The sequence below is a fragment of the Mesorhizobium sp. WSM4832 genome (genome assembly GCF_055811115.1).
In genome coordinates, this window is record NZ_JBVVQH010000018.1 from 102,814 (window position 1) to 115,321 (window position 12,508).

A 12,508-nucleotide genomic window follows, 5' to 3' on the forward strand; every position below is an offset into this window, starting at 1 on the left:
CCCTTCGCGACCTGCTTTTCCTCCCGGCGACCATCCCCTTTTTGGCTGGCTCAAGACATATCCGCCCAGGGAATATCAGTTATGTTTCATGCTCGATCGGCATATGGCGCGGCGTCGGGCGGAGCTGTGCGGAGGCTGAAGACCGTGTGCGTTCGGCAGCGCCGGCAAGGCCTGTCATGCGACAAGCGCCATAGCTGTTATCCGGATTCTGCACAGCCTCGTCGCTTCACTCCGCCTTGCCAATCACGCAAAACTGTGGACCGACAAGTGGAGGCGCCGAGACGCCTGCCGTACCGGGAGGAAATGATGACGGACGAGCCGCGCAAACAGACGCCGGGGGTCTATAGACGCAGAGTGGGCGATGCCATGGTCACCGTCATCAATGACGGCTTCCTCGACATCAGCGTGGCCATTCTGCGCGGAACCGAGCGCAGCGAGATGGAGGGTCTGATGCGCGACCAGTTCCGCCATACGGAGCCGCGCCTCACCGTCAATGCCTTCGTGATCGAGACGGGCAACAAGACCGTCCTGGTCGACGCCGGAGGCGGGTCGACCACGGTCTATTCCATGGGGCTGCTGCCGCAGAATCTCGAGGCCGCCGGGTTCAAGCCGACGGACTTCGACACCGTCCTGCTCACGCATATCCATCCCGACCACTCGAGCGGCCTCATCGACACGGCCGGCAAGCCGCTCTTCCCGCGCGCCGAGATCGTCGTCCACGGGGACGATTTCGACTTCTGGTCCGACCCCGAAAAGCGAGGAAAGTCGGCGGCGGCCGCGCCCTATGCCGGTTCGGCGGACGCCCTTTTGACGACGTATCGGGGCCGCTTCCGCCCGATCCATGGCGAGGAAGTGGTGCCGGGCATCAAACAACTGCCGCTGCCCGGGCACACGCCCGGCCACAGCGGCTATCAGCTCGACTCGGCCGGCGAAACCCTGGTGATGTGGGGCGACACGGTGCACGTGCCCGAGATCCAGATTCCACGGCCCCAGGTAACCAGCGAGTTCGATGTCGACGAAGCGATGGCGCACGAAAACCGGCGCAAGATCTTCGAGCATGTCGCCAGCGAGCGGCTGCTCGTCACCGGCGGGCACCTGCACCTGCCCGGTTTCGCGCATCTGGTGAAAGCCGGCGCCGGCTTCCGCCTGGTGCCCGAATCCTGGATGGTTCAGCTTTAAAACGGATATCAGAAAAGATCGGGCCGGTCCGATGGGACGGCCCGATCTTTCGTCCCGCGAAGACGTCAGTCGGTCACTTCGACCCAGGTCTTGCTCTTGGAATCGTATTTGACCAGCGTCACCTGCTCGGCCGTGATGGTGATGTGGCTCTGCTCGGTGAAGCCGATGTTGCCGGTCATGCCCTTGAAGCCCTGGACCGCGTTGAAACCCTTCTGCAGGTCTTCCGGCTTCGTCGACTTCACGTCCTTGATGACCTGCGCCAGCATCTTGATGCTGTCATAGGCGCCCGCCGAGAACGGCGTGGCATCGACGTTGAACTTCTTCTTGTAGGCATCCTTGAATGCCAGGAGTTCCGGACCCGGGTGCAGTTCCGTCGTCAGCATCGCGGTGATCGTGCCGTCGGCAAGGTCGCCAGCCAGCTTCGAGTAAGTGTCGTCGGCGTTGGTTTCGTCATTGCCGTAGACGATGGCGTCATAACCGATCGAATGCAGATCCTGCACGAAGGCGGCCTGGTCCTGCGGCGTCAGCCAGACGTCGACGCATTTGATGCCCGCGGCCTTGATGGCGTTGACCTCCGGCATCAGCCCGGCGGTCGCACCCGTAGACCAGTTCTCGGTGATGGTGTGATCCATGGCGATCTTCTTGCCGGCCTTGTCATAGGCAAGCTGGATGCCGAACAGACCGCCCTGTCCGTAGGTGGATGGATCATGCAGCACCGCCAGCCCATCGGGGCAGTGCTTGAGCGCATGCTGGCCGATCTTCTCGCCCCAGGCAAAGGTGTTGAGGCCGAAGTCGAAGACCCACGGATTCGGCGGGCTGGTCGGACCGTCCGGGTTGACGGTCAGGCCGCCATCGTCGACGACGCCGATCGTCGGAAACTTATGGCGCTGCGCAAGCTGCGCCGTGACCGGACCCGTATCGGGCGAACCGGCAATGGCGATCGCTCCCTGCGACATCAGTTTCTCATAGAGCTGGCCCGAAAGCGTGGCCGACGCATTGTCGTTATGCGCGTCGAGCTTGAAGGTGTGGCCGTCGACGCCGCCGGCGGCATTGACTTCATCGACCGCCATCTGCGACCCGTTCACCGTGGCGACACCGGTCGAACCGTAGGCGCCGGTCGTTCCGGCGATCAGGCCGATAAGATATTCATCCGCGGCGCCGGCCTGAACGGTGATCCCCCAGAACGCCGTTGTGGCCAGCAACATCGCAGAACTCGTCGCGAGCTTTCTCATGTTCGATTTCCCTCCCTGCGATCGGTGGGCATAATCCGACAATCCGATCGCTCAATTTGCCCTGCGCTTCCCGCGCCATCTCGGTGGTGGATTTTGCTATCCCGTTGCCCGGCCTTGTCAACGCGAGCACCGGTGGTCCGGAGCCGGTTCAGCGGCCTTCCAAACGTCGCCGCGGAAGCTTGCCGCAGGTGGCTTTCAGCGGCGCGGAAGGGCACCCGAAAGCCGGCATAAGCATTTGCTTTATTTACTTTTTCGGTGCTGTTGTTATTTGTTTCGATCGCTCGTGAAAACGCATCCTGGACACTCTCACGGCCCTGGCGTTTCGTCGTTCCGCAACGCTGTCCATCGCTGCGCTCATAGCTGTTATGTCACTCGCATCAGCTATTTCCGGACGGTCATTTTCGACTAGGTGTTTTGGCGCTGGCGCAGAATGCCAGAGCTGGACATTGCGACATGGAATCCCGGCCCGATGGTTCATCTGAACCAGGGCGGCTATCCGACGGAAGCGTCTCCCGCGAGGCGATCAACCCGGCTGAGGAGGCGACGCCGGCCGGAGGGAGAGGGGAAAACCACCAGTGCTGCAATTCGTGTTGAGCGGAGTAGCGATAGGATCGATCTACGGTCTGATCGGCATGGCGCTCGCAATCTCGTTCTACGTCACCCGCATCATCAACTTCGCTCAGGGCCAGCTGATGATGGTGACCGTCATGGTCACCGCCGAGCTCGCCTCTTCCGGCTATCCGGTTTGGTTGGCCGCGTCCGCCGGCCTGGTGTGCTCGTGCATCATCGGCATCCTGTCCTACGTGATCGCGGTGCGGCCGATCCTGCTGTCGAACCGCTTCAGCTTCGGCTGGCTGGTCTCGACCCTGGGCTTTGCCGTGATCGTCGAGAATGCGGCCGCTTACATCTGGGGCCCGACCTCGCAGGCTTTCCCGCCGATCCTCAACGGCATCAGCCTGCCGATCGGTGGCGCCGTGCTTACCGCCCAGCAGCTTCTCGCCATCGTCACCGCCGCGGTGCTTGCCGCCGGCTTCGAGGTCGTGCGGCGCTATACGCTGTTCGGCAAGCTCGGCATGGCGACGGCGGCCGACCCCGAGATGGCGTCGGCCATCGGCGCCAACACCACGGTCGTCGCCATCGTCGCCTTCGCGGTCTCGGCCGTCTACGCCGGGATCGCAGGCTTGCTCATCGGACCTTCGACATTCGCCAACCCCTATCTCGGCGATACGTTCGGGACCTACGGCTTCATCGCCATGATGATCGGAGGCGGTACCGAGCGGCCGATAGCGGCGATGTTCGGCGGCCTGCTGCTCGGCGTCTGTGCCGAAGGCGCCAACGCGCTGATCAATTCGCAGGCTTCGGACTGGTTTCCCTTTATCGTGCTGGTCCTGATCCTGATCGTCTCTCCCAAGGGGCTGTTCAGCACCAGCAATCCACTGTTTCGCCCGCGCCGGGCCGCCGTGACCCGCGGCTGAGGTCGAGCATGGTTTCCCTATTCGATCCGCAGCCAGGCGCCGCCGCCGCTCCAAGACTTCGCGTCGGCCGCTGGCGCGCCGCCGGGCTGGTCGCCGTCCTGATCGCCTATATGGCGGCTACCGCCTATGTCGCCCATACCGACCTCGGCCTCCAGAGCCTGGTGCTGGTAGCGGCCGTCTTCGGGATCCTCGCCATCAGCCTCGACCTTGTGGCCGGGATGCTGGGACTCTATTCCCTGGGCCAGGGAGGCTTCTTCGGGATCGGCGCCTATGCCACGACGATCCTCGCCAACGATTATGGCTGGAACGTCTTCGGCCTGCTGGTGCTGGTCCTGGCGGCGACCGGGCTGATCGGGATGGCCGTGGGCGCGATGTCGCTGCGGGTCAGCGGTCTCTACTTCGCCATCACCACCTTCATCTTCACGCTGGTGCTGACGGTCCTGGCGACGGACATGGTCACCGTCACGGGTGGCCTGCAAGGCTTGCTCGGCCCGGCCTTTCCGGATTTCCCGGCAAGCCTGGAATGGCTCGGCACGCCCTTGGTGTGGAGCATCATGCTGGCGCTGCTCGCCTGCCTCGGCCTGGTCTGGAACATCCGCCATTCGCCGCTCTATCCGATCCTGCTTTCGATCCGCGACGCCGAGCCTTTCGCCGAAGCCGCCGGCGCGCGTACGGCCGCGATCAAGGTCGGCGTCTTCGGCGTCTCGGCCGCGATGGCAGGGGGAGCCGGCTGGCTCTTTTCGTTCCTCGGCGTCGTTTCTCCCAGCCAGTTCGACTGGTCGGTGTCGTTGAACGTGCTGGTGATGGTGCTGATCGGCGGCATCAACACCAGCATCGGTCCGGTCGTCGGCGCGATGTTCGTCTCGATGTTCCCGAATGTCGTCAACATCAATCCCTGGCTGCAGGAGATCGTCTATGGCGCGCTCTCGATCCTGGCTATCACGCTATTGCCTGACGGCGTGGTCGGCATCGCGCGCCGGGCGCTCGCACGGCGCGCCGGCGGCATCGTTCCGGCGACGGATATCGCTGTCCCCGAAGCCCTGCCCGTCGCTCCCGACACCGCTGTCACGGCCGATTCACCGAAAGATTCCGAGATCATCGTGGAGTGCCGGGGTATCGAATTCGGTTACGGGCTCGGCCCGAAGGTCCTGCGCAATGTCGACCTGGTCGTCCGTCGCGGCCACATACACGGCTTGACCGGCCCGAACGGCTCGGGAAAGAGCACGCTGGCCAATGTGATATCGGGCCGCCTGACGCCGCATGCCGGCGAGGTCCTGCTCAAGGGCACGCGCGTTGACGGCATGCCGGCGAGCAGCCGCTCGCGGCTCGGGCTGCGGCGCACCTTCCAGGCCGCGCAGCTGGTTAAGGAACTGACGCCTACGCAGAACGTCATGGTCGGGCTCTTCGATCGCGTGCCGCGCATTGTCGGCCGTGCGCCGCTCTGGCCGATGCTCGCATCCGGCCGGCGCGACCTGGCGGCCATGCAACGCCGCGCCGCCGAGGCGCTCAGCCTTGTCGGCGCCGGCGATTGGACGGCCAGGCAGGTCGCAGACGTGCCGCACGGCATCGAACAGCTGACCCAGCTCGCGTCGGTCTGCGTGGCCGGGCCGGACATCATCGTGCTCGACGAGCCGGCGACCGGACTTTCCGCGAAGGAGGTCCGGCACCTGGCCGCGATCCTGGCCAATCTGAAGACCCAGGGCGTGACGATGATCATCATCGAGCACCAGACGCGCTTCCTGTTTCCGCTTTGCGATCGCGTGACCGTGCTCAACGCCGGCGAAGTGATCCTCACCGGTTCCGCCGACGAAGTGCGCGCCGACCCGGTGGTAAGACAGGTGTATCTCGGCGAATGAGCGAACAGCCCACTCTCGAAATCAACTCGTTGAGCGCCGGCTACGGCCGCTTCGATGTGGTGCGCGACGTGGCGCTCCGCGTCGGCAAGGGCGAAGCCGTCGCCTTGCTCGGCCCGAACGGCGCCGGCAAGACCACGGTGCTGCGCGCGATCATGGGCCTTGTCAAACAGCGGCGCGGTCTGATCCGGATCGGCGCCACCGACGTCTCGGCGCTTCCCACCCATCGCATCGCGCGCGGGCTGGCCGCGATCGCGCCCGAGGGACGTCGCCTGTTCCTCGATCAGTCGGTGGAGGACAATCTGCTTCTGGGGGCCTTGCATCTGCGCCATGACCGGGCTCGCACCCAGACCTTGCTCGCTTCGGTCTATGATCTCTTCCCGGTCCTCAAGGCTTACCGCCAACGGCTGTCGTCTTTCCTGAGCGGCGGCGAGCAGCAGATGGTTGCGATCGGCCGCATGCTGATGAGCGACCCCGAGATCATGTTGCTCGACGAACCCTCGGTGGCGCTTTCTCCGGTTGCTGTCGATCTCGTGGTGAAGGCGATGCTGGAACTGCGCAAACGCGGCGCGTCGCTGCTTCTGGTCGAACAGCGCACCGACGTCGCAACCCGGGTCTGCGACCGGCTCTACGTCATGACGCATGGCGAGATCGTCGACGAGTTGAAGCCGGAGACGATACGCTCCGGCGGCATGTCGATCCTCAACAAATATCTCGGCTAATGCATGTCGCCCAAAAGTGCGCAGCGGTTTTGGGAGAACGACATGCATCAAAACAAGGGCTTAAAAGCGCGTCGCCTGAATCCGTTTCGACGCGACGCGCTTTAGCGGCTCGACGTTTGAACCGCTGGCCGATCTAGCCCGTTCGATTCCTCGAGAGGCTCATCGCTCGTCAGGCGGAAGCGGCGTAGCGCCGGGCGAGCGCCGACATGCCGACGGCGAGGACCAGTATCCCGCCCTTGAAGATGGGCTGGAAATGAGTGGGCGCACCGAAGATGCTGAGCCCGTTGAAGCCGACCGCCAGGATCAGCACGCCGACCAGCGTTCCGGTGATGTGGAATTCGCCCTCGCGCAAGGTGGCGGAACCCAGAAACACCGCGGCGAAGGCGTCGAGCAAATAGCCGTCGGCGGCGGCCAGCGTGCCGCTGCCGAGCAGCGACGACAGCAGCGTGCCGGTGAGCGCGGCGCAGAAGCCGGCCGTGGCGAAGGCAAAAATCTTGATGCGGTCGACGCGGATGCCCGACAGCCGGGCCGCCTCCATGTTGCTGCCCACCGCCTGCATCTTCTGTCCGATGTCGGTCTTGTTGAGCACGATCCAGAGCGCCAGCAGCACCACGACCATGATGATCACCGGGTTGGGCAGGCCGAAGACGATCCGGCCGAGCGAGATATCGGTGAAGGCACGCGGGATGCCAGTGGCGATCGGAAAGGCGCTGTAGGTGAAGCCGAGGCCCGTCAGCATCGTCCCGATGCCAAGCGTCGAGATCACGGCGTTGATCCTGACCTTGGTCACGAGCAGGCCATTGATGATGCCGATACCTGCGCCGAGAGCCAGGGCGCACCCGATGCTCAGCCAGATCGGAAAGCCTTCATAGGCCATCAGCCCGGTCACGATGAGGCCGACGAAGCTCGCGACATAGCCGATGCTGAGATCGAACTCGCCGACCACAAGCGTGTAGGTCAAGCCGCTGGCGATGATCGCGGTCAGCGATGCCTGGCTCAGGATATTGAGGAAGTTCGCGCGCGACAGGAAAATGCCTGGTGCATTGATCGAGAAGAACAGCACCATCAGCAGCAGCCCGATGATCGTCCCGTAGCGAGACAGGCCGATCAGCGCGGTCCGCTTCCATGAGGATTTGCGGGGCTGCGGCGCTTCCTTTGCCGCTGGCACAGTCTCGGCCGTCATGCGGCTTCTCCTTGATCGTCACGTGCGTCTTGGTAGCTGAGCTCGATGATGCGAGCCTCGGTGATGTCGGCGCCGGTAAGCTCGCCGGTGATGCGGCCCTCGCGCATCACCAGGACGCGGTCCGCCAGCAGAGCGATTTCCTCGACGTCCGAGGAGATCACCAGGATGCCTACGCCGGAGCGGGCAAGAGCGCGGATGGCGTCGTGGATCTCCTCGCGCGCGCCGACGTCGACGCCCCGCGACGGCTCGTCGAGGATCAGCAGCTTCGTGCCCGCGTTCAGCCAGCGCGCGATCAACGCCTTCTGCTGGTTGCCGCCGGAAAGGCCGGCGATCTTGGCAGTGACGCCCGGCGTCTTGATGCCGAGATGGGCAACGAGGCTTTGCGCCTGCCGCCGGCTCTTTGCGTCGGAAAGGAATGGAAGACCGGGGACGCTGCGCAATTGCTTCAATGTCGAGATGTTGATGTTGAAGGCAACGGATTGCTGCAGCATGACGCCTTGCGAGCGGCGCTCCTCCGGCACCAGCGCGACGCCCGCCTTCACCGCCTCGGACACGTTGGCGACAACGAGCCGATCGCCCTCCAATTCGAAATGGCCGGCCTCGGGACGAGCGAGACCGGCGACAAGATGAGCGAATTCGGTGCGGCCGGCGCCAACCAGCCCGCCCAGCGCCAGAACCTCGCCCTTGTATAGATCGAGGCTCACCTCCTTCACCGCCTGCTTCCAGGCAATGGCGCGGGCGGAAAAGACCGGCTGCCGGCTGCGGTCGGCAGCGAGCCGGTCGCGCTCGTCCGGCGTGCGGATGGCATGGCCGATGATGGCGCGGACAAGTCCCTTCTTGTCCAGCGCGCCACGCTCGGCCTGGCTGACGATGCGACCGTCGCGCAGGACGGTGATCCTGTCGCAAAGCTGCAGCACCTCCTCCAGCCGATGCGACACATAGAGGATCGCAACCCCCTGGGCCGCGAGATCGCGGACGATGGCGAAGAGCTGCTCGCTTTCCGGCTCGGAGAGCGAGGCTGTCGGTTCGTCCATCGCGATCATGCTGGCATCGCGGGTGAGCGCCTTGCTGATCATGACCAGCCAGCGCTGGGCGACCGACAGCTCGGAGACTTTCGTATCGAGCGGAAACCGGATACCGACGCGCTCGGCCGCGGCGCGGGCTGCAACGCCTGAACGCTTCCAGTCGATCATGCCGAACCGCGTCGCCTTCGGCGCGCCGAGCAGCATGTTCTGCAGGGCGCTGAAATGCGGAATCAAATTCAATTCCTGATGGATGAAGGCAAGCCCGGCGCGCTCGGAAGCCTGCGGCGAGCCCATCTGAAGCTCGTTGCCCGCGATCGTCACGCTACCCTGGTCCGGACTGGTGACGCCGGCGAGACAACGGATCAGGGTCGACTTGCCGGCGCCGTTGGCGCCGACAAGTCCGTGCACCCGGCCGCGCTCGATGTCGAGGTCGGCGCGGTCGAGCGCAAGTTCACCTGCGAATGATTTGGTCAGGCCGCGGATATGCATCCATGCATCGGCGGTCGAAACGGTCGCCGACACCTAGCCGCTCCGTTTGGCGGAGCGGCCCGACCGGTTTGTCTCACATGCCATTGGGATGTTCGGCCATGAACTTGTCGACATTGTCCTTGGTCACCACCACGCCGGGGATCTCGATGGTCTTCGGCTGCCACGAATCGCCGGCCTTCATGGAGTCGAGAATGGCCTGGAACACTTCCTTGCCTTCCTGATAGGCAGGCTGCCAGACGGTGGCCGTCATGTCGCCTTCCTTGACCAGTTGCAGAGCCTGGGCGCTGCCGTTGATCGACACGGTGGTCACGTCGGTGCGGCCGGCCTGGCGCAGAGCCGCCACGGCGCCCTGCATCGGTTCGTCCCAGCACGACCAGATCGCGAGCGGCGTGTCACCACCGGCCGGATGCGCGGTGAGCCAGGCCGCGGCCGTGGCATTGCCGAACTGGACCTGCCCGGGAGCAACCACTTCGCTGTAGTCCACCTTGATACCCGACTTGCCCTTGACGCCTTCATCGAAGGCCACGCCGCGGTCGATGCAAAGCTTGCCCGGATGGAAAGTCATTGCCAGCACGCCGGCCTTGTCGCCGGCCTTCTCCAGGAGGAATTTCACCGAATCGTCGCCGACCTGCCGGCCGCTGGTCGTCGCCACGATGCCGGGGACGATCTCGCCACCCCAGGTGCCGACAGGGATATGCGCGTCGCGCGCGGCCGCCAGGCCGGAACCGATCGAGCTGCTGGCGAAGGCCAGCACGAAGATGGCACCGACATGCTGGGCCGCGAAGGAATTCATCGCCGCATTGGCCTGATCGGCGCTGGCCTGGGTGTCGGTCACCTTGACATCCCAGCCGGCGGCCTTGGCAGCGTCCGTCGCCCCGCCGATGACCGCGATGTTGAGCGCATCGTTGGCCAGCAGTGCGACAATGCCAAGCGTCTTGTGGTCCTGCGCCTGCACGGCAGTTGAAACGATCATCGTTCCGGCGGTCAGTAAGGCAAGCAAAAGCCTTTTCATCTGGGAAATCCTCCTCTCCCGTTGGTGTCGGCCCATGGTGAGCCGACCGTTCCCTCTCCTCGGACTCCGACCAGGGGCGCCAGGACACCGGCTTGCCGTATCCGTTGGGCACCCCTATCGGCCGCTTGCATGCCAGACCCCGCTAGCGGCTCCCGTGAGCCAACATGAGACGGAGACGTCCGCTGCTTAATCTTGGTACCGGTACCATATGGCAGTTTTAGCAAGCCGGCAATAGCCAGCATCGTCGCTGCGTGAAATTCGCCTTTGCGCCGCCACATGTGATTTGAAACGGACAAGATCGCATTGCTAAGCTGATTTTTCTTGTTATCGGTATCAAGCTAGAGCTATGGCTGAGGCTGCCGAAACGGAGAGCGCTGCGAGCGCGTAACAGCTCGAGCGAGATGGGAGCAGACATGAAAGTGGCCTATGACTTTTCCGGAAAGAACGTCATCCTGATAGGAGGGACAACCGGCATCGGGCGGGCAACGGCGCTGGCCTTCGCCAAGGCCGGAGCCAATCTCTATGTTTCCGGCATCGGCGCGGAATCCGGAGAAAGCCTGAGGGGAGAGGTCAAATCGCTTGGCGTCGAGATCGAGTTCGAAGAGACCGACGTTCGCGACAGCAAGGCGATGGCGGCCCTGCACAAGCACGCTTTCGACCGCTTCGGGCGCATCGACATCGCCTTCAACAATGCCGGGGTGCCGGGCAAGACCGCGCCCGTGCATGAGCTCGAGGACGAAGATTACGACCTGCTGATGGACGTCAATCTGCGCGGCATCTTCAACGGCCTGAGGCACCAGATCCCGCATATGACCGCCAAGGGCGGCGGCGCGATCGTCAACACCTCGTCGCTGTTCGGCGTCATGGGCTTTGCTACCACCGCTGTCTATTGCGCCAGCAAATGGGGCGTGATCGGCCTCACCAACTCGGTGGCGCTTGAAGTCGCGCGCAAGAACATCCGCGTCAACGCCATCGCGCCCGGCTCGGTGATGACGCCGCTGCTGCGCGGCATGTTCGGCAGCGAGCAAAGCGCCAAGGACACGGTGCTGCCGATGATCCCGATGGGCCGGATCAGCGACCCGTCCGAAATCGCGCAGCTCGTGCTTTTCCTGTCGTCGGACGCCGCGTCCTTCATCACCGGGCAGGCCGTGGTGATCGACGGCGGCGGCTTCGTCGCAGGCGCCGACAAGCTCTGACGCTTCAAGGCTGGGGCAAAGCCCCCAGCCTTGCTCCTCCCCATTCAGGCGACGCAGCTCTTTTCGCCCTTGGCGAGGGCGATTTCCACCACTTGAAGCCCCCTGTCCGTCAGCCTCGACGGGAATGTGGTGCGCAGCCGGTCTTCATGCACCGGAATCACTCGGCGCGCCTCGCCGCCGACCGATTTCAGCATCTCGGCGCTGGAGAAAATCAGATTGTGCTGGCTGCCTACGGCGAGGCCGATGGGTACGATCTGCGGTGCTGAGGGGTCGAGCCCGGTCAGATTGTCGTAGGTGTAGATAAGGTCGCCGGCGAAGATCCAGCGATCCTCGCCGCCGCTGGTGCCGTCGTTGCGGACGGTCACATACATGCTGCCATAGGTGTGGGTGTCGGCGGCAAGATAAACGTCGATCCCCGGCAGCACGTCTTCCTGGTCGCCGTCGATGCAGATCATGCGGCCTTCCTTGGCCGCTTCGACCGCGCGCACGATATCGGCCGGATCGCCGCCGCCGACCAGGAACCGGTATTCCGGCCCGAGCGTGAGGGCCCAGACCCATTTGTCCAGCTCACTCTTCTGGACGTAGAACTTGGCGTTGGGGAACAAATGCATGGCGCCCATATGGTCGAAATGGGCATGGGTGATGAAGACGCTGGTCACCTCTTCCGGCTTCACGCCGCATTCGGCAAGGACCGCCCGCGGGCCGTGGTAGTTTGAGACGCCGTAGGCATTGGCAAGCTGCTCGCCATAGGCGACATGGTCATAGCCGGTGTCGATCAGGATGGTTTCGCCGCCACCTTTCAGAAGCGCATAGGCATAGGGAAGCTTGCGCGTGCCCTGGTGCTGCGGCCCGTACATCATGACGCTGAAGGGGAATTTCTCCACTGCCGCGTATTCGAGCACCCAGATCGAGTAGTGTGCCATTCAATCCTCCCTTGATAGACTAGAGGGGGGGGGGGGGGGGGGGGGGAAAAACCCCCCCCCGCGGCGGGGGGGGGGGGGGGGGGGGAAAAAAAAAAAAAAAAAAACAAAAAACCCCCCCCCCCCCCCCCCCCCCACACAACCCCCCCCCCCCCCCCCCCCCCAGGCCCAGCGCCGACGAGACCGAGGGGGCCACGCGCGGCCCGCCCACCGCCCACCCCG

General features: G+C 64.2%; 10 protein-coding genes. 5 read left to right on the top strand and 5 right to left on the bottom strand.

What is annotated here, in order from left to right; all coding sequences use genetic code 11:
- Window positions 1-306 precede the first annotated feature (306 nt).
- Complete coding sequence (locus AC0L2L_RS23845) at window positions 307-1,179, top strand: MBL fold metallo-hydrolase (RefSeq protein WP_473581661.1); 873 nt, start codon at window positions 307-309, stop codon at window positions 1,177-1,179.
- Between the two features lie 65 nt (window positions 1,180-1,244).
- Here the strand turns inward: AC0L2L_RS23845 and AC0L2L_RS23850 are convergent, their stop codons facing one another.
- Complete coding sequence (locus AC0L2L_RS23850) at window positions 1,245-2,384, bottom strand: ABC transporter substrate-binding protein (protein WP_473581662.1); 1,140 nt, start codon at window positions 2,382-2,384, stop codon at window positions 1,245-1,247.
- A 602-nt stretch (window positions 2,385-2,986) separates the two neighbouring features.
- Between AC0L2L_RS23850 and AC0L2L_RS23855 the strand changes: the two genes are divergently transcribed.
- From AC0L2L_RS23855 to AC0L2L_RS23865, 3 genes are read left to right on the top strand one after another with little or no spacing between them, the layout of a single operon-like run.
- A complete protein-coding gene (locus tag AC0L2L_RS23855; protein WP_473581663.1) occupies window positions 2,987-3,886 on the top strand; it encodes a branched-chain amino acid ABC transporter permease in 900 nt (299 codons plus the stop codon).
- An 8-nt stretch (window positions 3,887-3,894) separates the two neighbouring features.
- Entirely contained in the window at window positions 3,895-5,742 is a 1,848-nt protein-coding gene (locus AC0L2L_RS23860) for a branched-chain amino acid ABC transporter ATP-binding protein/permease (RefSeq protein ID WP_473581664.1), read from the top strand.
- Complete coding sequence (locus AC0L2L_RS23865) at window positions 5,739-6,461, top strand: ABC transporter ATP-binding protein (protein ID WP_473581666.1); 723 nt, start codon at window positions 5,739-5,741, stop codon at window positions 6,459-6,461. Before AC0L2L_RS23860 ends, AC0L2L_RS23865 begins: the two co-directional genes overlap by 4 nt.
- A 169-nt stretch (window positions 6,462-6,630) precedes the next feature.
- On the opposite strand, the gene AC0L2L_RS23870 is transcribed toward AC0L2L_RS23865, so the two are convergent.
- From AC0L2L_RS23870 to AC0L2L_RS23880, 3 genes are read right to left on the bottom strand one after another with little or no spacing between them, the layout of a single operon-like run.
- Window positions 6,631-7,644 (bottom strand): ABC transporter permease, encoded by a 1,014-nt coding sequence (locus tag AC0L2L_RS23870; RefSeq protein WP_473581668.1) that lies wholly within the window; start codon window positions 7,642-7,644, stop codon window positions 6,631-6,633.
- Window positions 7,641-9,191, bottom strand: a complete 1,551-nt coding sequence (locus AC0L2L_RS23875) for a sugar ABC transporter ATP-binding protein (RefSeq protein WP_473581670.1) — start codon at window positions 9,189-9,191, stop codon at window positions 7,641-7,643. The genes AC0L2L_RS23870 and AC0L2L_RS23875 overlap by 4 nt, the downstream gene beginning before the upstream one ends.
- A gap of 40 nt (window positions 9,192-9,231) precedes the next feature.
- On the bottom strand, window positions 9,232-10,170 hold the full coding sequence (locus AC0L2L_RS23880; protein WP_473581671.1) for a sugar ABC transporter substrate-binding protein: 939 nt from the start codon (window positions 10,168-10,170) through the stop codon (window positions 9,232-9,234).
- 413 nt (window positions 10,171-10,583) lie between these two features.
- On the opposite strand from AC0L2L_RS23880, the gene AC0L2L_RS23885 reads away from it, so the two are divergent.
- On the top strand, window positions 10,584-11,366 hold the full coding sequence (locus AC0L2L_RS23885; protein WP_473581673.1) for an SDR family NAD(P)-dependent oxidoreductase: 783 nt from the start codon (window positions 10,584-10,586) through the stop codon (window positions 11,364-11,366).
- A 44-nt stretch (window positions 11,367-11,410) separates the two neighbouring features.
- Here the strand turns inward: AC0L2L_RS23885 and AC0L2L_RS23890 are convergent, their stop codons facing one another.
- Window positions 11,411-12,289 carry an N-acyl homoserine lactonase family protein gene (locus tag AC0L2L_RS23890; RefSeq protein WP_473581675.1) on the bottom strand — a complete coding sequence of 293 codons (879 nt, stop codon included), beginning with the start codon at window positions 12,287-12,289 and terminating at the stop codon, window positions 11,411-11,413.
- Between the last annotated feature and the right edge of the window lie 219 nt (window positions 12,290-12,508).